Below are 21,811 nucleotides of genomic sequence, written 5' to 3'. Positions count from 1 at the left end.
CGTCCTTGGGCGGTGCGTTGGCAATCGGCCTGGCGCAGGTGCCGCCCTGAAGCGACGTGTGCCGCCGGATCAACGCACCGCCCCGGCAGAGCTGCCGTCCGGGGAAAGTGCGTCGCCGGGACAGGGCGTCGCCGGGACAACCCGCCGCCCGCAACAACGCGTCGCCCGTGAGCCCCGCCGCCTCCGAACACAGCTCTGCCTCCCCGCACTTGATGTGCGGGGAGGCAGACAGCAGGTGAGGTCAGCCGTTGCGTGGACCGGGGAAGGCCGTGGGGCGGGGGTCTTCGCGTAGGACCGGGCTGCCCGCGGTCGGTTGCGTGGGCATGGAGCGGGCGGCGGGGACGGACGGAATCGTCGCCGTGCCGATGGGGACGGGGGGCCGGGTCCCCACCGTCTCCGTCGCGCGCTCGGCTTCGGCCGCAGCCTGCGCAGCGGCCCTGCGGGCCCCGTACCTGCGGTGCACCGCCTGCTTCGTCACCCCGAGCGCCGAGCCCACCGCATCCCACGAGAAGCCGAGCGAGCGGTCGAAGTCGACGGCTGCGGTCACCAAGGTCTCGACGCTGTCGCGCAGTTCCTGGGCCAGGCGGACGGTCGGGGCGGGGGCGCGCCCGTAGACGACGAAGCCCGCGGAGGGGCCGGAGCGGCGCGGGCGGTAGACGTTGCCGAGCTGGGCGGTGAGGGTGCGCAGTGCGTCCACCTGCCGGCGGACCCGCTCGATGTCCCGTACCAGGAGGTGCAGGCTGGCCCGTGCCTGGGCGTCGTGGGTTGCGTGGTCGGCCATGAACAAGCCTCTCGAACCGGCGTTGAAACGGATCGGGCCGCATCTGTGGCCCTTGGTTGGTCAACTCTTCCTTGACCAACGCGCCAGTTGGTGAGGGGTCACGCTGGAGGGGCGTATGCGCATATGCGCAGGGCGCACGTCGATGCGTACGCCCCCACGCGCAGGCGGCCCCGAATACCGGAGGGAACGCGCCCGTGGAACGGCCATAGACTGGTGTGCTGCCCGTCAAGTCCCTGCCCCGAGAGGCCGAAAGACACCGATGAAGCTCGTCTTCGCAGGCACCCCCGAGGTCGCCGTTCCCGCTCTGGACGCCCTGATCGCCTCCGACCGGCACGAGGTCGCCGCGGTCGTCACCCGGCCGGACGCCCCCGCGGGCCGCGGCCGCAGGCTCGTCGCCAGTCCGGTCGCCGAGCGCGCGGAGGAGGCGGGGATCGAGGTCCTCAAGCCGGCGAAGCCGCGCGACGAGGCGTTCCTGGCCCGGTTGCGCGAGATCGCGCCCGACTGCTGCCCGGTCGTCGCCTACGGCGCGCTGCTGCCGAAGGTCGCCCTCGACGTCCCCGCCCGCGGCTGGGTCAACCTGCACTTCTCGCTGCTGCCCGCCTGGCGCGGCGCCGCCCCCGTGCAGCACGCGATCATGGCCGGCGACGAGATCACCGGAGCGTCGACGTTCCTGATCGAGGAGGGGCTCGACTCGGGGCCCGTCTACGGGACGGTGACGGAGATGGTGCGGCCCACCGACACGAGCGGCGACCTGCTCACCCGGCTGGCCTTCGCCGGCGCCGGGCTGCTCTCCGCGACCATGGACGGCATCGAGGACGGCTCCCTGAAGGCTGTGGCGCAGCCCGTCGACGGCATCACGGTCGCCCCGAAGATCACCGTCGAGAACGCGCACGTCGACTGGACCGCGCCCGCGCTGCGCGTCGACCGCGTCGTCCGCGGCTGTACGCCCGCGCCCGGCGCCTGGACCGTTTTCCGCGATGAGCGCCTCAAGCTCATCCAGGCCGTCCCCGTCCCGGACCGCACCGATCTCGCGCCCGGCGAGCTCGCGGTCGGCAAGAAGAACCTGTACGTCGGCACCGGCTCGTACGCCGTGGAGCTGCTGTGGGTGCAGGCCCAGGGCAAGAAGCCGATGGCCGCGGCCGACTGGGCGCGCGGGGTGCGGATCGCCCCGGGCGAGCGCCTTGGCGGGACCGACGTAGGCTGAACGGGTTCGAGCCGATACCAGCAGCGGAGCACCTTTGAACGACCAGCCCGGCCGGCGTCCCCAGAAGTCAGGTAAGCCCGGCACCTCCGGGAAGCAGGGCAAGCCCGGCAAGCCGTACCGCCGCCCGCAGAAGGACCCGGTCCGCTATCTCGCCTTCGAGGCGCTGCGGGCCGTGGACGAGCGCGATGCGTATGCGAACCTCGTGCTTCCGCCGCTGCTGCGCAAGGCCCGCGAGAAAGGCGACTTCGACGCCCGTGACGCGGCGCTCGCCACGGAGCTGGTGTACGGGACGCTGCGCCGGCAGGGCACGTACGACGCGATCGTCGCCGCGTGTATCGACCGGCCGCTGCGGGAGGTCGACCCGCCCGTTCTCGACGTGCTGAACATGGGCGTCCACCAGCTGCTCGGCACCCGGATCCCCACGCACGCCGCCGTGTCGGCCTCCGTGGAACTGGCGCGGGTCGTGCTCGGCGACGGGCGCGCCAAGTTCGTGAACGCGGTGCTCCGCAAGGTCGCGCAGGACGACCTCGACGGCTGGGTGGAGAAGGTCGCGCCCCCGTACGACGAGGACGCCGAGGACCATCTCGCCGTGGTGCATTCGCATCCGCGATGGATCGTGTCGGCGCTGTGGGACTCGCTCGGCGGTGGCCGGGCGGGCATCGAGGATCTGCTGGAGGCCGACAACGAGCGGCCCGAGGTCACGCTCGTGGCGCGGCCGGGCCGGACCACCGCGGACGTCGTCCTGGACGAGGTCGGCGAGGAGGCGGCGCTGCCGGGGCGCTGGTCGCCGTACGCCGTGCGGCTCACCGAGGGCGGTGAGCCCGGCGCGCTCGACCCCGTGCGGACCGGCCGGGCCGGTGTCCAGGACGAGGGCAGCCAGCTCGTGGCGATCGCCCTCGCGAACGCGCCCCTGGAGGGCCGCGACGAGAAGTGGCTCGACGGCTGCGCGGGCCCCGGCGGCAAGGCGGCCATGCTCGCCGGGCTCGCCTCCGAGCGCGGCGCCGCCCTGCTCGCCGCCGAGAAGCAGCCCCACCGCGCCCGCCTCGTGGCGAACGCGCTCGCGGGCAACCCGGGCCCGTACCAGGTCATCGCGGCCGACGGCACGCGCCCGCCGTGGGGGCCCGCCACCTTCGACCGCGTCCTCATGGACGTGCCGTGCACGGGTCTTGGCGCGCTGCGCCGCCGGCCCGAGGCGCGCTGGCGGCGCCGCCCCGAGGACCTGGAGGGCTTCGCGCCGCTCCAGCGCTCGCTCCTGACCACCGCCCTCGACTCCGTACGCGTGGGAGGCGTCGTCGGTTACGCGACCTGCTCGCCGCACCTCGCCGAGACCCGCGCGGTCGTGGACGACGTCATGAAGCACCACCCCGGCGCCGAACTCATCGACGCCCGCCCGCTGCTGCCCGGCGTACCGGCGCTCGGCGACGGCCCCGACATCCAGCTCTGGCCGCATCTGCACGGCACGGACGCGATGTATCTGGCGCTGATCCGGCGCACCGCCTGACCACAGCCAGACGCGGGCGCCACTGTCCGAACGGTCCCCATCGCCTGACGTGGGCACGCGGCCGACCGTCGGTCCGCGCCCCGTCAGGCGCCGGGGCCGGCGGTCATTTCGGTCGTGGGCGCCGGGGGAGGCGGAGCGCGAGGTACGCCGGGCGGACCGCGAAATCGGTCTCCGCGAACGCCACCCCGGCCGGAGCGTGTGAGGGCGGCGGACGGGCCGGCCAGGACGAGTCGCGCCGAGGTGATGACCGAGCCGGCCGGGGCGCACAGCATGCCATGGGGGCCCGGAGGCGGCATCCGGGGAGCGAGACAGGTCTGGACCGGGGGGAGCAACCGGCGCCGGGCATGGCAGTCTTGGGTCATGGCCGTGCAGATCAACCCCAGCATCCTGTCCGCCGACTTCGCCCGCCTTGCCGAGGAGGCAAAGGCCGTCGAGGGCGCCGACTGGCTCCACGTCGACGTCATGGACAACCACTTCGTCCCGAACCTGACCCTCGGGATGCCGGTCGTGGAGTCCCTGGCGCGGGCCACGGACATCCCGCTGGACTGCCATCTGATGATCGAGGACGCCGATCGCTGGGCCCCGCAGTACGTCGAGGCGGGCGCCGGATCCGTCACCTTCCACGCCGAGGCCGCGGCCGCCCCCATCCGGCTGGCCCGCGAGATCCGCGCCAAGGGCGCCCGCGCCTCCATGGCGCTCAAGCCGGCGACGCCCATCGAGCCGTACGAGGACCTGCTCCCCGAGCTCGACATGCTGCTGATCATGACGGTCGAGCCGGGCTTCGGCGGGCAGTCCTTCCTCGACATCATGCTGCCGAAGATCCGTCGCGCCCGAGAGCTGATCAGCAAGCACGGCCTCGAGCTCTGGCTCCAGGTCGACGGCGGTGTCTCGGCCTCCACCATCGAGCGCTGCGCGGAGGCGGGCGCCGACGTCTTCGTCGCCGGTTCCGCCGTCTACGGCGCCGCCGACCCCGCCCAGGCGGTGCGTGCATTGCGCACGCAGGCGGAGACCGTGTCGAGTGCCGCGGCCTGGGCATGCGGCCACTGAGCCACGGGAACGTGAACGCCGCCCATCAGGGCAGATCAAGTCCGCCACATCTGCAAGGATGAACGGCGAACCCAGGTTGTGAACAGCAGTGAGGAGATCGCCGTGTCGGCACTGTCGCCGGGTCGCTCAGCGATGCGGATGGGACCCGCGGAGCTGGTGCAGGCGGCGGCCATGGCCCGCCGCTTCTATCTCGAGGGCAAATCCAAGATCCAGATCGCCGAGGAGTTCGGCGTGAGCCGCTTCAAGGTGGCCAGGGTCCTGGAGACCGCGCTCGAACGGGATCTCGTACGCATCGAGATCCGCGTACCGGCCGAGCTCGACGCGGAGCGCTCCGACGCGCTGCGCGCCCGCTACGGCCTGCGGCACGCCGTGGTGGTCGAGTCCCCGGCCGAGGCCGAGGAGTCGCCCGACCCCGAGAACCTCGGCGAGGTCGCGGCCGACCTCCTGGGCGAGCTGGTCTCCGAGGGCGATGTGCTCGGCCTGGCGTGGGGCCGCTCGACCATCCACATGGCCGCTGCCCTCGACCGGCTGCCGCCCTGCACGGTCGTGCAGCTCACGGGCGTGTACGACGCCGGGACCGCCGAGCGCGGCTCCGTCGAGGCCGTGCGGCGCGCCGCCCAGGTCTCCGGCGGCGAGGCCCACCCGATCTACGCTCCGATGCTGCTGCCCGACCCGGCCACCGCGGCCGCGCTGCGCAACCAGACGGGCATCGCCCGCGCCTTCGAGTACTTCGACAAGGTCACCGTCGCCTGCGTCTCCATCGGCTCCTGGGAGCCGGGCATCTCCACCGTCCACGACATGCTCAGCGACGAGGAGCGGGCCCACTACGCCTCGCTCGGCGTCGCGGCAGAGATGTCCGCGCACCTCTTCGACGCCGAGGGCCGACGCGTCGGCCGTGACCTGGGCGAGCGGTGCATCACGGTCGAGGCGGACCGTCTGCGGCGGATACCGGAAGTCGTCGCCATCGCGGGCGGTCAGCGCAAGGCGGCCGCCATCGACGCGGTGCTCAGGTCGGGGCTCGTCACCAGCCTGGTCACGGACACGGCCGCGGCGGACTTCCTCCTCACCGCGGGCCCCACGCCGAAGCCGGCGCTGAACCGGGCGGACCCCGACGGGGTCTGAGCCTCTTCGGGCGGCACTCACGTCGCGTGCCGCGCTCACCGGAGGCGGCTGTGGCAGCATCGGCGGCATGCTGCCGCGGCTCCTCACCCGCCTCCCCACTCTCCCCAGCACTTTCCTGCTGGGGAGTTTGCTCGTCGCCCTCACCCTGCAGGTCACCGGGTGCTCCGCACAGGACACACAGCAGGACACACCGGCCGCCCCGGCCCGCTCCACGCCCGCCTGGGCGCGGGGCATGTCCACGGTCCCCGAGTCGCGGCTCCCCGCCGAGGCCCGCACGACCCTGACCCTCATCGACAAGGGCGGGCCGTTCCCGTACGCCAAGGACGGTGCCGTCTTCGGGAACTTCGAGCGGGAGCTGCCCCGGCAGAGCCGCGGCTACTACCACGAGTACACCGTCCCCACCCCCGGCGAGCGGGACCGTGGCGCCCGGCGCATCGTCATGGGGCAGAGTCATGAGACGTACTACACCGATGACCATTACGAGTCGTTCAAGGCGGTGCTGAGATGACCGGAGGTCCCGAGAGGATCCGCGTCCTCGACCTCGAAGGCGTCAAGGACAAGGCCGGGTTCATGGACCGGTGCGTGCGCGACCTGGAGCTGCCGGACTGGTTCGGGCGTAACTGGGACGCGCTCTTCGACGTCCTGACCGATGTCTCCTTCTGGCCCGACGGCAGTGACCAGGCGCTGCTCCTGTCCGTCGTGGGCTGGCGGGCCTACGCCGGCGCCAGGCCCGGGGACTGGGAGACCGCGCTCGACGTCTTCACCGATGCGGTCGACCGCAGGCGTGGCCGAAACCCGAGGCTCGTGATCGCACTGACCCTTGGAGGATCCGACCACAGCCCTTCGCAACCGCCTGTGTAATCGTCCGTGGGCATGTGGTAGCGGTGGCATGGGACAATGAAGTACGTGCTTTCCCCCCACGGGCTGACCTGCTCGGGGGCCACCTCTGATCGACTGGGATGAGCAGCACGTGCGTTTCCTCAACGACATCAAGCCTGCGTACGACCTGACCTACGACGACGTCTTCATGGTGCCGAGCCGCAGCGCCGTGGGTTCCCGTCAGGCGGTCGACCTGGCGTCCCCCGACGGGACCGGCACCACGATTCCGCTGGTCGTCGCCAACATGACCGCGATCGCCGGGCGCCGCATGGCCGAGACCATGGCCCGCCGCGGGGGCCTCGTCGTCATCCCGCAGGACATCCCCATCGAGGTGGTCACCGAGGTCATCTCCTGGGTGAAGACCCGGCACCTGGTCCTCGACACCCCCATCGTCCTCGCCCCGCACCAGACCGTCGCCGACGCGCTCGCGCTGCTGCCCAAGCGCGCGCACAACGCCGGTGTCGTCGTGGACGAGGAGCAGCGGCCCATCGGCGTCGTCACGGACGCCGACCTGACCGGGGTCGACCGGTTCACGCAGCTGTCCGAGGTCATGTCCAAGGACCTGCTCCTGCTCGACGCGGACATCGACCCGCGCGACGCCTTCAACAAGCTGGACCACGCCAACCGCCGCTACGCCCCCGCCGTGGGCGCGGACGGCCGACTCGCGGGCATCCTGACCCGCACGGGCGCCCTGCGCGCGACCCTCTACACCCCGGCCACCGACGCGAACGGCAAGCTCCGTATCGCTGCCGCCGTGGGCATCAACGGCGATGTCGCGGGCAAGGCCAAGCAGCTCCTCGACGCCGGCGCGGACACCATCGTGGTCGACACCGCGCACGGCCACCAGGAGTCGATGATCTCCGCGATCAAGGCCGTCCGCGGTCTCGACCCGCAGGTCCCCATCGTCGCGGGCAACATCGTCGCCGCCGAGGGCGTCAAGGACCTCATCGAGGCCGGCGCCGACATCATCAAGGTCGGCGTGGGCCCCGGCGCCATGTGCACCACGCGCATGATGACCGGTGTCGGCCGGCCGCAGTTCTCCGCCGTCCTTGAGTGCGCCGCCGAGGCGAAGAAGTACGGCAAGCACGTGTGGGCCGACGGCGGTGTCCGTCACCCGCGCGACGTGGCGATGGCGCTCGCCGCCGGTGCGTCGAACGTCATGATCGGCTCCTGGTTCGCGGGCACCTACGAGTCCCCGGGCGACCTCCAGCACGACGCCCAGGGGCGCGCGTACAAGGAGTCCTTCGGCATGGCCTCGGCCCGCGCCGTCAAGAACCGGACCTCCGACGAGTCCGCCTACGACCGCGCCCGCAAGGCTCTGTTCGAGGAGGGCATCTCCACCTCGCGCATGTTCCTCGACCCGGAGCGTCCGGGCGTCGAGGACCTCGTCGACTCGGTCATCGCGGGCGTCCGCTCCTCCTGCACCTACGCGGGTGCCAGCTCCCTCGCGGAGTTCGAGGAGAAGGCCGTCGTCGGTATCCAGTCCGCCGCCGGCTACGCCGAGGGCAAGCCGCTCCACGCCAGCTGGAGCTAGTCGCTCCTCCCGGCAGCACCCTGCCCCGCGCCCCGTTTTCGGGGCGCGGGGTTTCGCTTTTTCCGGCGGTTTTCCAGAGATGTCCCCGGAGTCGGAATGCAACGGACGAAACGGACCGCGCAACGTTCGTCCACACCCGCGCGCACCACGCAACGTTCATGCGCGCATACGCAAGGTTGCTGCATTACAGCTGGGAACAGAAACCCTTTAGAGTCAAGCGCTGTACGTGGCGTGGCGGGGATGGCCTGCTCGGCGGTCCCCGGTCTGGTGTGGGCTGTCGTCGCTGGCCGTTTCCGGCGCGCGCCCACCTGACCGGCAGCGATGAAGGAGCCAGCCCGTGCTCGACCACGGCGCACCACCGCGCACCCGAACAACCGAGACCCCCGCCCCGGGCCTCGGCGCCAGGCTGATGCGGCGCAAGCCGGTAGAAGCGCTGGTCGCAGAGGGTGGCCAGGGTGAGGGCGGCAGTCTGCGCCGCTCGCTCGGCATGTGGCAGCTGACCATGATCAGCATCGGCGCGACGCTCGGCACCGGCATTTTCGTGGTGCTCGGCGAGGCCGTCCCGAAGGCGGGCCCCGCGGTCACCGTCGCGTTCGTCATCGCCGGACTCACGGCGCTGTTCTCCGCGCTCTCGTACGCCGAACTGGCCGGCTCCATACCGGTCGCCGGCTCCTCCTACTCGTACGCTTACGCAACGATGGGTGAACTCGTCGCCTGGGTCTGCGGCTGGTGCCTGGTCCTGGAGTACGGCGTTTCCGTCGCCGCCGTGGCCGTCGGCTGGGGCCAGTACCTCAACGAGCTGCTCGACGGCACCATCGGTGTGACCCTCCCCGACGTGATCTCGTCGGCCCCGGGTGAGGGCGGCGTCATCAACCTGCCCGGTCTGGTCGTCGTCCTGCTGGCGATGGCGTTCCTGCTGGGCGGCGCCCGCGAGTCCGCCGTGATCAACACGATCATGGTCGCAGTGAAGATCGTCGCGCTCGTGCTGTTCTGCGCGATCGGCTTCATGGGCTTCAAGTCCGGCAACTACCGCGACTTCATGCCGCTCGGCACGGCGGGCGTCAGCGCCGCCGGCGCCAGCCTCTTCTTCTCGTACATCGGTTTCGACGCCGCCTCCACGGCCGGCGAGGAGGCCAAGAACCCGAAGCGTGACCTGCCCCGCGCGATCATGCTGTCGCTGCTCATCGTCACCGTCCTCTACGTCCTGGTCGCCGCCGTCGCGGTCGGGGCGTGGAACTGGAAGCAGTTCGAGGGCTCCGAGGCCACGCTCGCGGCGATCATGAACGACGTCACCGGCCAGACCTTCTGGGGCACCATGCTCGCCGCCGGCGCGGTGATCTCCATCGCCAGCGTCGTCCTCACCGTCCTCTACGGCCAGACCCGCGTCCTCTTCGCGATGTCCCGCGACGGACTGGTCCCGAAGGTCTTCGGCAAGGTCAGCGGTAAGACCGGCACCCCGCGCGTGAACACGGTCATCGTGTCGCTCTTCTGCGGCGTGCTCGCCTCGCTCATCCCGCTCGGCAAGCTCGTCGACGCCACCAGCATCGGCACTCTCTTCGCCTTCGGCCTGGTCAACATCGCGGTCATCGTGCTCCGCTACACCCGCCCCGACATGCCGCGCACCTTCAAGGTGGCGCTCGGGCCGGTCTTCCCGGTCCTCGGCTTCGTCTTCTGCGCGTACAACATGTTCAGCCTCGACGCCGTCACCTGGGTGGTCTTCGGTTGCTGGATGGCCGCGGGCCTCGTGTTCTACTTCCTTTACGGGGCCCGTCGCTCCCGACTCGCCTCCGCGCCTGCCCAAGAGAAGTGAACCACCTGCCTTGCTGAACGATCTCGACGAACGCATCGTGCACGCCCTCGCCGAGGACGCCCGCCGCTCCTACGCCGACATCGGCCAGCTCGTCGGCCTGTCCGCGCCCGCCGTCAAGCGGCGCGTGGACCGGCTGCGGGCCACCGGGGCCATCACGGGCTTCACGGTCAGGGTCGACCCGGCCGCACTCGGCTGGGAGACCGAGGGGTTCATCGAGATGTACTGCCGTCGCAACACCTCGCCCGAGGCCATCAAGCGCGGCCTCGAGCGCTACCCCGAGATCGCGTCCGCCTCCACCGTCACCGGTGACGCGGACGCGATCATCCAGGTCTTCGCCGCGGACATGCGGCACTTCGAGCGGGTCCTGGAACGCATCGCGGGGGAGCCGTTCGTGGAGCGGACCAAGTCGGTGCTCGTCCTGTCGCCGCTGATGCGCCGCTACACGTCGGGCTCGCCCGCGTAACGCCTCACTTGGTGGGGTACACCGGGTGCCACGGCAGCACCTCGAAGTCGCCGGTGCCCTTCTTGACCGTCTCGAAGGGCGCCGAGCCGAGGCACAGCGGCACCTTGTTCTTCTCCGTGTCGGGGCTCACCCAGCTGTAGCCGACGCGGTCGTGCCGGCCGTCGTCCTGGACGGTGATGCCGACCCGCTTCCCCTTGAACGGGGTGTCGGACCCGGTGACGACGCCCGTCATCACGGCCACCTTGCCACCCGTCAGCAGGCAGTCGACCCGGCCCTTCGCCCAGCCCCCCTTGCCGTTCAGGTAGTGGCTGAAGGTGAAGGTGCCGTACGCCTTCTCCGGCTGCATGTTGTCCTTCGCCGCCAGATGCGCGTCGAAGGTGAAGGTGATGTCGTCGCCGAGCGGCCGGTACAGCTTCGCCGAGCCGGTCAGCGCGGCGGCCTCCCGTTCCTTGTGCGGCCGGTGCCCGGCGCCGCCGGCCGCGGTCGCCGCGGCCGTGCCCGCCGCTGCCGCCACCAGAAGAGCCGCCGTCGCCGCCAGGATGCGGACGCGTGCCATGGGATCCCCCTGAGTTCACCGTGCTCACCCGGTCCGTCCGGGCGAGATCACGATCCCGCGAAGCGGGCACCCGGCACGTCGGGCCACGGTCGGCTTCCCGCCTCCGCCGCGCGGCGGAGGCCACCCCGTACGGACTGCGACCGAGGGCTCACCCTGGTGCGCAACGAATCGCCGCCGACGGCCCTGGAGGCGCAACGGATCGTACGAGAAGACGCAACAGTCCCGTCTTGTCCCGCCGGTCCGCGGAAACGTACCGTCTTATCCGATCCCCTCCCCCCTTTCGCACGCTCCCTAGGACGCCCATGCCGCCGCTGCGCACCGCCCTGCTCCAGAGCTCCGGCCGCCCCGGGTCCGTCGCCGAGAACCTCAAGGTGCTCGACGACGCCGCGGGCCGCGCCGCCGCGACCGGAGCCCGGCTCCTGGCGGCCCCCGAGATGTTCCTGACCGGGTACGCGATCGGCGACGACGTGGCCCGCCTCGCCGAGCCGGCCGACGGCCCCTCCGCGCAGGCCATCGCCGAGATAGCCGTACGCCACGGCGTCGCCGTGGCCTACGGCTACCCGGAGCGCGACGGGGAGCTGGTGTTCAACTCGGCCCAGCTGATCGCCCCCGACGGCACCCGCCTCGCGAACTACCGCAAGACCCATCTCTTCGGCTGCTTCGAGCGCGACGCGTTCACACCCGGCGACCAGGCCGTCGTCCAGGCCGACCTCGGCGGTGTCCGCATCGGCCTCATGATCTGTTACGACGTCGAGTTCCCGGAGAACGTGCGCGCGCACGCCCTCGCCGGCACCGACCTGCTGCTCGTACCCACGGCCCAGATGCACCCGTACCAGTTCGTCGCCGAGTCCGTCGTGCCGGTGCGCGCCTTCGAGAACCAGATGTACGTCGCGTACGTCAACCGGGTCGGTCAGGAAGGGGAGTTCGAGTTCGTCGGGCTCTCCACGCTCGCCGGGCCCGACGGTGTCGCCAGGGCGCGCGCCGGCCGCGGCGACGAGCTGATCTCCGCTGACGTGGACCCCGCCTTCCTGGCCGCGTCCCGCGACGCCAACCCGTACCTCAGCGACCGCCGCCCGGGCCTGTACACGCCGCTGATCTGAGCCCCGAGCCGCCGCCCCGAACCTTCAGTACCTCAGTTCCCGCAAGGAGTCCGTACCCCATGACGTCCACGGTGCCCAACGCCGTCCAGCACACCGACGCGCAGCCCCCCATCACGATGTTCGGGCCGGACTTCCCGTACGCGTACGACGACTTCCTCGCGCACCCCGCGGGCCTCGGCCAGATACCGGCGACCGAGCACGGCACCGAGGTCGCGGTCATCGGCGGCGGCCTCTCCGGCATCGTCGCCGCGTACGAACTGATGAAGATGGGCCTCAAGCCCGTCGTGTACGAGGCGGACGAGATCGGCGGCCGGCTGCGCACGGTCGGCTTCGAGGGCACCCCCGCCGAGGCCGCCGGGCTGACCGCGGAGATGGGCGCCATGCGCTTCCCGCCTTCGTCGACCGCGCTCCAGCACTACATCGACCTGGTCGGCCTCGAGACGCGGCCCTTCCCCAACCCGCTCGCCCCCGAGACCCCCTCGACCGTCGTCGACCTCAAGGGCGAGTCCCACTACGCGAACACCGTCGACGACCTGCCGCAGGTCTACCGCGAGGTCATGAACGCGTGGAACGCCTGCCTCGAAGAGGGCGCCGACTTCTCCGACATGAACCAGGCGATGCGCGAGCGCGACGTGCCGCGCATCCGCGAGATCTGGTCGAAGCTCGTCGACAAGCTCGACAACCAGACGTTCTACGGGTTCCTCTGCGAGTCGGAGTCTTTCAAGTCCTTCCGCCACCGCGAGATCTTCGGGCAGGTCGGCTTCGGCACCGGCGGCTGGGACACCGACTTCCCGAACTCCATCCTGGAGATCCTGCGGGTCGTCTACACCGAGGCCGACGACCACCACCGCGGCATCGTCGGCGGCTCGCAGCAGCTTCCGCTGCGCCTGTGGGAGCGCGAGCCGGAGAAGATCGTCCACTGGGCGTACGGCACCTCGCTCGCCTCCCTGCACGACAGCGGGAAGCCGCGCCCGGCCGTGACCCGGCTGCACCGCACCGCGGGCAACCACATCACGGTCACCGACGCGTCCGGTGACATCCGCACCTACCAGGCGGCGATCTTCACCGCCCAGTCCTGGATGCTGCTGTCCAAGGTCGCGTGCGACGACTCGCTCTTCCCGATCGACCACTGGACGGCGATCGAGCGCACGCACTACATGGAGAGCTCGAAGCTCTTCGTCCCCGTCGACCGGCCGTTCTGGCTGGACAAGGCCGTCGACGACAGGGGAAATCCGACCGAGCGGGACACGATGTCCATGACGCTCACCGACCGCATGACGCGCGGTACTTACCTGCTCGACGACGGCCCGGACAAGCCGGCCACCATCTGTCTGTCGTACACCTGGTGCGACGACAGCCTGAAGTGGCTGCCGCTGTCGGCGAACGAGCGCATGGAGGTCATGCTCAAGTCGCTCGGGGAGATCTATCCCAAGGTCGACATCAGGAAGCACATCATCGGCAACCCGGTGACCGTGTCCTGGGAGAACGAGCCCTACTTCATGGGCGCGTTCAAGGCGAACCTGCCGGGTCACTACCGCTACCAGCGCCGCCTGTTCACGCACTTCATGCAGGACCGCCTCCCCGAGGACAAGCGCGGCATCTTCCTCGCGGGCGACGACATCTCCTGGACGGCCGGCTGGGCCGAGGGCGCCGTGCAGACCGCGCTCAACGCGGTCTGGGGCGTGATGCACCAGCTCGGCGGCGCCACCGACGGGACGAACCCCGGCCCCGGCGACGTGTACGACGAGATCGCTCCGGTGGAGCTGCCGGAGGACTGACGGGCGTGCGGGCCCCGGCGGACGCCGGGGCCCGCACCGCTCAGACCCCGGCCTCGCGCGCCGCCGTGTACACCTCCGCCGCCACGTCCTTCAGCTCCTCGGCGTCGCGGACGCCGCCCTGGAGGTCGATCAGCATCTCCTCCAGACCCACCGCGTCGTGCGCCACCAGGTCCTCGACGATCTGCGCGACGCTGCCCTGGAACGGGCGGCGGTCGTCGCCCTTGTACTCGTCGCGCGTGTACGTCGTGTTCACCCGCAGCACGCTCTGGATCGGCTCCTTGCGGCCGCGCTCCTCGGCCAGTTCCTGAAGACTCCGCCACTGCTCGGCGAGATCCTCCGCGCCCACGGACGCCGGCATCCAGCCGGCCGCGCGGTCCACGAGCCGCCGGGACGCCTTCGGGCTGTGCGCCGGCAGCAGCACCGGGATAGGCCCGGCGGGCTTCGGCCCCACCACGGACGGCGCGATCGTGGTCAGCTCGCCCTCGTAACTCACCGGGTCGGGCCCCCACACGGCCTCGAACACGTCGAGCAGCTCGTCCAGGACCTGGCCGCGCTTCTCGAACGGGGCCACGGAAGCGGCCGCGTACTCGTCGTGGGACCACCCCGTGCCGATGCCCGCGACGACGCGGCCGCCGCTCGCCGCGTCCAGCGAGGCCAGGGCGCGCGCCAGCTGGAACGGCACGTGCAGCGGGGCGACGAGGACGCTCGTGCCGAGCCTGGCCCGCTCGGTGACGGCGGCGGCCAGGGTGAGGGAGACCAGCGGGTCGGCGACCGAGCGGTACTGGTCCGGCCAGGGGAGGCCCGGGACCCCGTACAGGCCCTGGCGTGCGGGCTCCGGGAACAGGATCCGCTCGAAGACCCACAGGCTCTCGTAGCCGATCTCCTCGGCGGCGCGCGCGACCGCGGGGATGTCGCGCCCGATGTCGTACTGCTTCATCTGAGGGAGGCCGAGGCCGAGTCGGGTCGCCATTTCCGTGCTCCTTCGCGTTCGCATCCGGGATCGCTCGCGTGACTCCTCGTCAACGTACAGCGATCACGCGGGCGTTCCGTGGCTGTGGCGGGCGCGTGGCCGAATCAGTCCGGAAGGGGCGTGAGCATCATGCGGCCGACCAGGCCGACCGATGTGTCGAGGCGCCGGACGAACTCCTCGGTGACGTCCGGGAAACCTCGCAGCGCCCACAGGGTGCGGGCCGCGGCCCACGCGCCGTCCCTGGCGCGCTCCAGGGTCCAGGAGCCGAGCAGATGGGTCAGGGGATCGGCGACCTGGAGCAGATCGGGGCCCGGCATCAGATCTTCGCGGATGCGCTCCTCCAGCGAGACGAGGAGATCGCCTACGCGGTCGAACTCGTCCTCCACACCGGCCGGTTCGCAGCCGAGCGTACGACAGGTGTCCACGACGGCGAGCGCCAGATCGTGGCCGATGTGCGCATTGATGCCCGCGAGCGCGAACTGCAGCGGGCGTACGCCCGGATGGCGCCGGTACTGGAGCAGCGGACGCCAGCAGGCGGGCGGACGGTGGTCGGGGGAGCGGGTGCCGACGGCTGCCAGATAGCGCCCGGCGAAGCGGACGTCCAGCGTGGTCGCGGCTTCGGCATCGGCGAACCGGCCGCCGTCGATGTGCCGGTCGACCTCTTCCGTGACGGACAGATAGACCCGGTTGAAGACGCCCACACCGTCGCCCGCCGGCCAGGACTCGGCCAGCTCACGCATCCGGGACACCACGGAGTCGACCCCGCGCGCGGCGGGCGTGCACTTCGCGAACCGTTCCAACTGCGCCATGGGGGCAGGTTCTCAAGCCTGGGCCGACCGGCGCGGCGCCTGGCCGGGGGCTTCCCCAGAACGAGGGAACGGGCCAGGGCGGCCTGTGCGTCAGGGCGTTCTCACGACCTGGCGGACTGACCGCCGTCGTCCGAGGGCGGGTCGTCGTACGTCGAGGTCCCCGAGTCGAGGAGCGGCTCCTGCGTCTTGAGGTGCGCGGGGGCCAGGGCACGCAGCGCGTGGTAGCCGGTGATGACGACGATGGTGCCCAGCGCGATGCCGCTCAGCGAGAAGTTGTCGGTGAACTTCAGGGACACGTTGCCGACGCCGATGATGATGCCGGCGGCGGCCGGGACGAGGTTCAGCGGGTTGCGCAGGTCGACCTTGGCGCTGATCCAGATCTGCGCGCCGAGCAGGCCGATCATGCCGTAGAGGATGACGGTGATGCCGCCGAGGACGCCGCCCGGGATGGCGGCCACGATCGCGCCGAACTTCGGGCACAGGCCGAAGAGCAGGGCGAAGGCGGCGGCCGCCCAGTACGCGGCCGTCGAGTAGACGCGGGTCGCGGCCATCACGCCGATGTTCTCGGAGTACGTCGTGTTGGGCGGGCCGCCGACCGCGGTGGAGAGCATGGAGCCGACGCCGTCGGCGGAGATCGCGGTGCCGAGCTTGTCGTCGAGGTTGTCGCCGGTCATCTCGCCGACGGCCTTGACGTGTCCGGCGTTCTCGGCGATCAGCGCGATCACGACGGGCAGCGCGACGAGGATCGCCGACCACTGGAACGACGGTGCGTGGAAGGAGGGCAGGCCGATCCAGTCGGCCTTGCCGACGCCGGACAGGTCCAGGCGCCAGTGGTCGACGGCCTCGGCGCCGCCGGAGACCGAGTGGATCCGGCCGAAGATGCGGTCGAACACCCAGGAGATGCCGTAGCCGAAGAGCAGCCCGAGGAAGATCGCGATGCGGGACCAGAAACCGCGCAGGCACACCACGGCCGAACCGGTGAACAGCATCACGAGGAGTGCGGTCCACTGGTCCTGCGGCCAGTACGTCGACGCCGTCACCGGCGCGAGGTTGAAGCCGATCAGCATGACGACCGCGCCCGTGACGATCGGCGGCATGGCGGCGTGGATGATCCGCGCGCCGAACTTCTGCACCGCGAGCCCCACCAGGAACAGCGCGGCGCCGACCACGAACACCGCTCCGGTCACCGTGGCGCTGGTCCCGCCCTGCGCCCGGATCACGGCGGCGACGCCGACGAAGGAGAGCGAGCAGCCCAGATAGCTGGGCACGCGGCCGCGGGTGGCGAGCAGGAAGATCACCGTCGAGACGCCGGACATCATGATCGCGAGGTTCGGGTCGAGACCCATCAGGACGGGCGCCACGAAGGACGCGCCGAACATCGCGACGACGTGCTGGGCGCCGAGCCCGAACGTGCGCGGCCAGGAGAGCCGCTCGTCCGGGCGCACGACGGCGCCTGGAGCCGGGGTGCGCCCATCGCCGTGAAGTTTCCAGCGCACACCGAGGTCCATGTGAGTTCTGCTTTCTGTGGTGCTTTTGTGGCTCGAAATGACCGCCGCCATGTTAATGCGCCGTAAGGCCTCTTTCGCGCCACGCCCGGCGGCCCCGATCTCATCCATGAATCCGTGCCGGAGGCATTGTCACGCCCACCTCGGCGCCCTACGCTCGCACGGCTCGATCCATGAACGTTGTTCAGATATGTGATGGGAGTTGTGATGCGTGCCAGATCCCGTGTGCGTCTCGGTGCTCTGCTCACCGCGGCCGTCGCCCTCGCCGCCGTCGTCGCCGTCCCCGTGTCGGCCCAGTCCGCGACGGCGGGCGTGAGAGCCCCGCGTACGGCCGTCCTCGACGGTGAGCGCCTGCTGCGGACCAAGCAGCGCCTCGACCACGGCGACGGTCAACTCAGGCGCACCGTACGGGACTTGACTGCCCGCGCCGACACCTGGCTGGACCAGGGCCCGTGGACCGTCGTCGACAAGCCGAAGCCCGCGCCCGGCGGCGACGTCCACGACTACCTGAGCCAGGCCCCCTACTGGTGGCCCTCACAGACACCGACCGCCGACAACCCCTGGGGCTGCCCCTACGTCCAGCGCGACGGGCAGCGCAACCCCGAGGTCGACACCGGGACCGACCGCCAGGACGTGGAGAAGGTCTTCGATTCGACCTACGACCTCGCTCTGGCCTGGTACTACACGGGCCGCAAGGAGTATGCGGAGAAGGCCGCCACGATCCTGCGCACCTGGTTCCTCGACCCGGCCACGCGCATGAACCCGAACCTGGACCACGCCCAGTTCATCCCCTGCAAGTACGACGGCCGGGCCATCGGCATCATCGACTTCTCGCAGTCGTACACGAGCGTCACCGACGCCGTCGCGCTCCTCGACACAGGAGCCCCCGGCTGGTCGAAGGGCGACCGCTCGGCGATGGGGGAGTGGAACAAGGACTTCCTCGGCTGGCTCGTGAACAGCGACTTCGGCAAGGAGGAGGGTGCAGCCGAGAACAACCACGGCACGTTCTACGACCTCCAGGTGGCCGCACTCGCCTACGCGACCGGCGACACGGCACTCGCCCGCCGCACCGTCCTCGACGCCCGCACCAAGCGCATCGCCCCGCAGATCGCCGGCGACGGCAGCCAGCCGCAGGAACTCGCCAGGACCCGGAGCTGGCACTACTCGACCTTCGACCTCGTCGCCTACACCCGGCTCGCCCAGATCGGGCGGCATGTGGGCGTCGACCTGTGGTCGTACCGAGGCCCGGACGGGCAGAGCCTGTTCAAGGCGGTCGACTATCTGCTGCCCGCGGCGACCGGGGCGACGGCGTGGCCGCACCCCGAGCTGGAGTTCCACCGGTTCGCGGCGAGCGACATCGTGCACGCCGCCGCCGACGCCGGGAGCGCGGCGGCGAAGCGGGCGGTCCCGCATCTGGAGACGCCGCCCGGCGGGGATCTGTGGGCGCTGCGCCCCGCGGCCGAACAGCTGGACTCGATCGCGGGCTGAGCGGGTCGCTCGGCTCACCGTCCACCCCGACGACCTCGACGCGCTCGGCCTGCTCCACAACGCCCGCTACCGGGCGCCGGCCGAGCGCGCCAGGACCGCGCTGTGGGCGGAGCGCGGCCTCGTCTTCGAGGGCGACGGGCTGGCGGCCGGCGACTTCTGGAACGCCGTCGAGGAACGGCGCATCACGTATGACGCGCCGGTCAACCGCCCCGGTGCGTACGTCGTGCACCTCCGGCCGGACCGGCTCGGCACGACCGGCCTGACGTACGGCTTCTGCTTTTGCTCGGCGGACGGGGGGCGACTTACGCCTACGCCTCGCCCCCTGGAGCGAGATGTTCAGGACCCCTGGCCGTGAGCTCCTGCGGACGCGGGACTGACCTCGGCCTGCTCCGTCCGCTTACGGTCCCCCGTGCGCAGCACCCCCGCGAACACCGCGAGCCCGCACGCCAGGAACGTCACCAGACCGAACGACACCACCAGGCTCGTCGCGTCGGCCAGAGTCCCGATCGCGGAAGGGGCGATGAGTCCCGAGGTGTACGTGATGGTGGCGACGCCCGCGATGGCCTGGCTCGGATTCGGTCCGCTGCGACCCGCCGCCGCGAAGGCGAGCGGCACGACGACCGCGATCCCCAGGCCCATCAGACCGAAACCGGCCATCGCGACCGCCGGGTTCGGCGCCACCACCACGAGCAGTCCGCCGAGCGCGGCGCCCACCCCGCCGACCCGCACGGTGCGCACCGCGCCGAACCGGTCCACGATCCTGTCGCCGACGAGGCGTGCCACGGCCATCGTGAGCGTGAACGCGGTGGTGCACGCTGCCGCGAGTCCTGCGGAGGTGTCCAGGACGTCCCGCAGATAGACCGCCGACCAGTCCAGGCTCGCGCCCTCGGCGAACACGGCGCAGAAGCCGACCGCGCCGATCAGCAGCGCCGACCTGGGCGGCAGCGCGAAGCGTGGCGGCGGCTCCTCGTCCTCCGTGGGGCGCAGGTCGAGCACGCCCGCGCAGGCGACGAAGCCCGCGACCGTCAGGGCCGCCGCGGCGAGCAGGTGGTGCAGCCGGGCGTCGGAGCCCAGGTGCGCGGCCAGCGTGCCCGCCGCCGAACCGATGAGGGCACCCACGCTCCACATGCCGTGCAGGCCGGACATGATCGACCGGTCGAGGCGGTTCTCGACCTCGACCCCCAGCGCGTTCATCGCCACGTCCGACATGCCCGCCGACGCGCCGTACGCGAAGAGGGCCAGGCACAGCACGAGCAGATTCGGCGCGAGCGAGGGCAGGACCAGCGCGAGCGTCCACAGGGCCAGCAGCCCGCGCAGCGCAGTGCGCGCGCCGAACCGGTGGCTCACCCGGCCCGCGAGCGGCATCGCCACCGAGGCGCCGAGCGCGGGGAAGGCGAGCGCGAGACCCAGCTGGCCCGCGCTGACCCCCGCGTGGTCCTGGATCCAGGGCACCCGGGTCGCGAAGGACCCGGTGACCGCTCCATGGACGCAGAAGACGGTCGCGACCGCGATCCGGGCGCGCTTCAACTCCCTTGCCCCGTAACCGACTTCACTCATCCGACCTGCCCCTCCCGATACCGTCCCCAGGCTGCTGGCGTAAACTATCAGGAACCCTGCCTGATAAATAGCCGGTTTCCACCGGTCCCTCCGTACGGCCCCGGTCCCGGCAGCGAAGGCGATCTGGAAGGATCCGCGCCATGCCCGCATCACCGAGTACCGCCCGGGCCATCAACGACCGGCTCGCGCTGCGCCTCCTCCAGAGCGAAGGGCCCCTGACGGCCGGTCAGTTGAAGGAGCTCACCGGCCTGTCCCGGCCCTCGGTCGCCGACCTCGTCGAGCGGCTCACGGCCCGTGGCCTGATAGAGGTCGTCGGGGAGGCCGGCGCCCAGCGCCGCGGCCCCAACGCCAAACTCCACGGGATCGTCTCCGGGCTCGCCCATCTCGCCGCGCTCGACGTCCGCACCGAGGGTGTCACTCTCACCGTCGCCGACCTGGTGGGCACGGTTCTCGCCGAGGCGTCGGCGCCCATCGACGGGGAGGAGGGCACCGGCCCCGCCGTCGAACGGGCCGTCGCCCTGGTCGAGCGCACCGCGAAAGAGGCGGGCGCCGAGCCCCTGCACACCGTGGGAATCGGCGCGCCCGGCCTCGTCGACCCCGTCACCGGCGAACTCCGCGACTCCTCGGGCCTGCCCGAGTGGCACCGCCGCCTCGTCGCCGCCCTCCACGAACGCCTGCCCGCCCGCGTCCTGGTGGAGAACGAGACCAACCTCGCCGCCCTCGCCGAACAGCGCGACGGCGCCGCCCGCGACCGCGACACGTTCGCCCTGCTCTGGCTCGGCCACGGCATCGGCGCCGCGGTCGTCCTCGACGGAGTCCTGCGCCGCGGGGCCTCCGGCGGCACCGGCGAGATCGGCTTCCTGCCCGTGCCAGGCACGTCCGGACTCCCGTCCGCGACCGGGTGCGACGGGGGATTCCACTCGCTGGCCGGATCCGCCGCCATCGCCGAACTCGCCCGCGCCCACGGCCTGGTGGGCCCCTCGGCCGCATCGGGGGAGCCGGCCGCCGCGGCGCTCGTACGCGAAGCCGTGCGGGCGGAGCCCGGGGCGCCCGCCGCCCGCTTCCTCGACGCGCTCGCCGACCGGCTCGTCCTCGGGGCCGCCTCCGTCGTCGCCGTCCTCGACCCCGGCTGCCTCGTCCTGGGCGGCGAGGTCGGCCGCGCGGGAGGCGACCGCCTCGCGACCCTGGTCGCCACCCGCCTCGCCGCCATGTCCCCCCTGCCCACCGAGGTCCGGCCGAGCGCGCTCGGCGGCGCCGCGGTGCTGCGAGGAGCACTGCTCATGGCGCGTGACGGGGCGCAGAACGACGTCTTCGCGCCGACGGACCGCTGAACGAGCGGCAGGGTCTTCTGGTCGGCTCGTGGGCACTGGCGTGCGCGAGGACTCCTTCGGAGCGTGGCGGGGCGCCAGGGTGTCGTCTTCGCGCCTGGGGGCCGCTGAACGGGTGCATGGGTCAGGTGGGTTCGGGTGCGCTGGTGTGCGCGAGGAACTCCTTTGGCGGGCGCAGGGGCCAGGAGGGTTCGCGTGCACCGGCCCGCATGAGGAACCCCTTCGGCGCGTGGCGGGGCGCCAGGGTGTCGTCTTCGCGCCTGCGGGCCGCTGAACGGGTGCAGGGGTCAGGTGGGTTCGGGTGCGCTGGTGTGCGCGAGGAACTCCTTTGGCGGGCGCAGGGGCCAGGAGGGTTCGCGTGCACCGGCCCGCATGAGGA

At 71.6% G+C, this 21,811-nt stretch carries 19 protein-coding genes and 1 pseudogene; 14 read left to right on the top strand and 6 right to left on the bottom strand.

The features are described 5' to 3' along the window. Positions 1-241 precede the first annotated feature (241 nt). Positions 242-781 (bottom strand): hypothetical protein, encoded by a 540-nt coding sequence (locus tag ACIPWY_RS24970; RefSeq protein WP_362910586.1) that lies wholly within the window; start codon positions 779-781, stop codon positions 242-244. Between the two features lie 259 nt (positions 782-1,040). Here ACIPWY_RS24970 and fmt point away from each other — a divergent pair, with 259 nt between their 5' ends. From fmt to ACIPWY_RS24925, 9 genes are all read left to right on the top strand, one after another. Then, positions 1,041-1,985: a methionyl-tRNA formyltransferase gene (gene fmt / locus ACIPWY_RS24965; RefSeq protein WP_362910584.1), complete on the top strand. Its 945-nt coding sequence runs from the start codon at positions 1,041-1,043 to the stop codon at positions 1,983-1,985. Positions 1,986-2,019: 34 nt separating this feature from the next. After that, positions 2,020-3,486 carry an RsmB/NOP family class I SAM-dependent RNA methyltransferase gene (locus ACIPWY_RS24960; protein WP_393704081.1) on the top strand — a complete coding sequence of 489 codons (1,467 nt, stop codon included), beginning with the start codon at positions 2,020-2,022 and terminating at the stop codon, positions 3,484-3,486. Between the two features lie 360 nt (positions 3,487-3,846). After that, positions 3,847-4,533, top strand: coding sequence for a ribulose-phosphate 3-epimerase (gene rpe, locus ACIPWY_RS24955; protein WP_393704083.1), 687 nt, complete (start codon positions 3,847-3,849; stop codon positions 4,531-4,533). 78 nt (positions 4,534-4,611) lie between these two features. Next, complete coding sequence (locus tag ACIPWY_RS24950) at positions 4,612-5,655, top strand: sugar-binding domain-containing protein (RefSeq protein WP_362910578.1); 1,044 nt, start codon at positions 4,612-4,614, stop codon at positions 5,653-5,655. A 67-nt stretch (positions 5,656-5,722) separates the two neighbouring features. Then, positions 5,723-6,163 (top strand): ribonuclease domain-containing protein, encoded by a 441-nt coding sequence (locus ACIPWY_RS24945; RefSeq protein ID WP_362910576.1) that lies wholly within the window; start codon positions 5,723-5,725, stop codon positions 6,161-6,163. Further along, entirely contained in the window at positions 6,160-6,516 is a 357-nt protein-coding gene (locus ACIPWY_RS24940) for a barstar family protein (RefSeq protein WP_362910574.1), read from the top strand. Before ACIPWY_RS24945 ends, ACIPWY_RS24940 begins: the two co-directional genes overlap by 4 nt. 109 nt (positions 6,517-6,625) lie before the next feature. Then, the gene (locus ACIPWY_RS24935) at positions 6,626-8,068 is read left to right on the top strand and encodes a GuaB1 family IMP dehydrogenase-related protein (RefSeq protein WP_362910572.1); all 1,443 of its coding nucleotides are present in this window, start codon (positions 6,626-6,628) and stop codon (positions 8,066-8,068) included. Positions 8,069-8,405: 337 nt separating this feature from the next. After that, positions 8,406-9,878, top strand: a complete 1,473-nt coding sequence (locus ACIPWY_RS24930) for an amino acid permease (protein WP_362910570.1) — start codon at positions 8,406-8,408, stop codon at positions 9,876-9,878. 10 nt (positions 9,879-9,888) lie between these two features. Then, positions 9,889-10,341: an Lrp/AsnC family transcriptional regulator gene (locus ACIPWY_RS24925; protein ID WP_362910569.1), complete on the top strand. Its 453-nt coding sequence runs from the start codon at positions 9,889-9,891 to the stop codon at positions 10,339-10,341. Positions 10,342-10,345: 4 nt separating this feature from the next. On the opposite strand, the gene ACIPWY_RS24920 is transcribed toward ACIPWY_RS24925, so the two are convergent. Beyond that, entirely contained in the window at positions 10,346-10,897 is a 552-nt protein-coding gene (locus ACIPWY_RS24920) for a hypothetical protein (RefSeq protein WP_362910567.1), read from the bottom strand. A gap of 302 nt (positions 10,898-11,199) precedes the next feature. On the opposite strand from ACIPWY_RS24920, the gene ACIPWY_RS24915 reads away from it, so the two are divergent. Both ACIPWY_RS24915 and ACIPWY_RS24910 read left to right on the top strand, forming a co-directional pair. Then, on the top strand, positions 11,200-11,997 hold the full coding sequence (locus ACIPWY_RS24915) for a carbon-nitrogen hydrolase family protein (protein WP_401535052.1): 798 nt from the start codon (positions 11,200-11,202) through the stop codon (positions 11,995-11,997). A 59-nt stretch (positions 11,998-12,056) separates the two neighbouring features. Continuing rightward, positions 12,057-13,775 carry a flavin monoamine oxidase family protein gene (locus tag ACIPWY_RS24910; protein WP_401535049.1) on the top strand — a complete coding sequence of 573 codons (1,719 nt, stop codon included), beginning with the start codon at positions 12,057-12,059 and terminating at the stop codon, positions 13,773-13,775. A gap of 40 nt (positions 13,776-13,815) precedes the next feature. Here ACIPWY_RS24910 and ACIPWY_RS24905 read toward each other — a convergent pair whose 3' ends face one another. The 3 genes from ACIPWY_RS24905 to ACIPWY_RS24895 form a co-directional block, all read right to left on the bottom strand. Continuing rightward, positions 13,816-14,745, bottom strand: a complete 930-nt coding sequence (locus ACIPWY_RS24905) for an LLM class F420-dependent oxidoreductase (RefSeq protein WP_390016031.1) — start codon at positions 14,743-14,745, stop codon at positions 13,816-13,818. Positions 14,746-14,849: 104 nt separating this feature from the next. Continuing rightward, a complete protein-coding gene (locus tag ACIPWY_RS24900) occupies positions 14,850-15,554 on the bottom strand; it encodes a DUF5995 family protein (RefSeq protein WP_401535045.1) in 705 nt (234 codons plus the stop codon). Positions 15,555-15,655: 101 nt separating this feature from the next. Next, positions 15,656-17,062, bottom strand: a complete 1,407-nt coding sequence (locus ACIPWY_RS24895; RefSeq protein WP_362909045.1) for a solute carrier family 23 protein — start codon at positions 17,060-17,062, stop codon at positions 15,656-15,658. A 204-nt stretch (positions 17,063-17,266) separates the two neighbouring features. On the opposite strand from ACIPWY_RS24895, the gene ACIPWY_RS24890 reads away from it, so the two are divergent. Both ACIPWY_RS24890 and ACIPWY_RS24885 read left to right on the top strand, forming a co-directional pair. Next, positions 17,267-18,547, top strand: a complete 1,281-nt coding sequence (locus ACIPWY_RS24890; RefSeq protein WP_362909043.1) for an alginate lyase family protein — start codon at positions 17,267-17,269, stop codon at positions 18,545-18,547. Further along, positions 18,495-18,924, top strand: a pseudogene (locus tag ACIPWY_RS24885) (acyl-CoA thioesterase). Before ACIPWY_RS24890 ends, ACIPWY_RS24885 begins: the two are co-directional and overlap by 53 nt. On the opposite strand, the gene ACIPWY_RS24880 reads toward ACIPWY_RS24885, so the two are convergent. Next, positions 18,884-20,104, bottom strand: coding sequence for an MFS transporter (locus ACIPWY_RS24880; protein ID WP_393706149.1), 1,221 nt, complete (start codon positions 20,102-20,104; stop codon positions 18,884-18,886). The pseudogene ACIPWY_RS24885 and the gene ACIPWY_RS24880 sit on opposite strands and share 41 nt — an antisense overlap. A gap of 140 nt (positions 20,105-20,244) precedes the next feature. On the opposite strand from ACIPWY_RS24880, the gene ACIPWY_RS24875 reads away from it, so the two are divergent. Then, on the top strand, positions 20,245-21,435 hold the full coding sequence (locus ACIPWY_RS24875) for an ROK family transcriptional regulator (RefSeq protein WP_393706148.1): 1,191 nt from the start codon (positions 20,245-20,247) through the stop codon (positions 21,433-21,435). The last annotated feature ends 376 nt before the right edge of the window (positions 21,436-21,811 follow it).

The sequence above is a fragment of the Streptomyces sp. NPDC090032 genome (assembly GCF_044748025.1).
Taxonomy (GTDB): domain Bacteria; phylum Actinomycetota; class Actinomycetes; order Streptomycetales; family Streptomycetaceae; genus Streptomyces.
The sequence above is the reverse complement of the archived record's forward strand: the minus strand, read 5'-3'. Positions and strand labels throughout refer to the sequence as shown.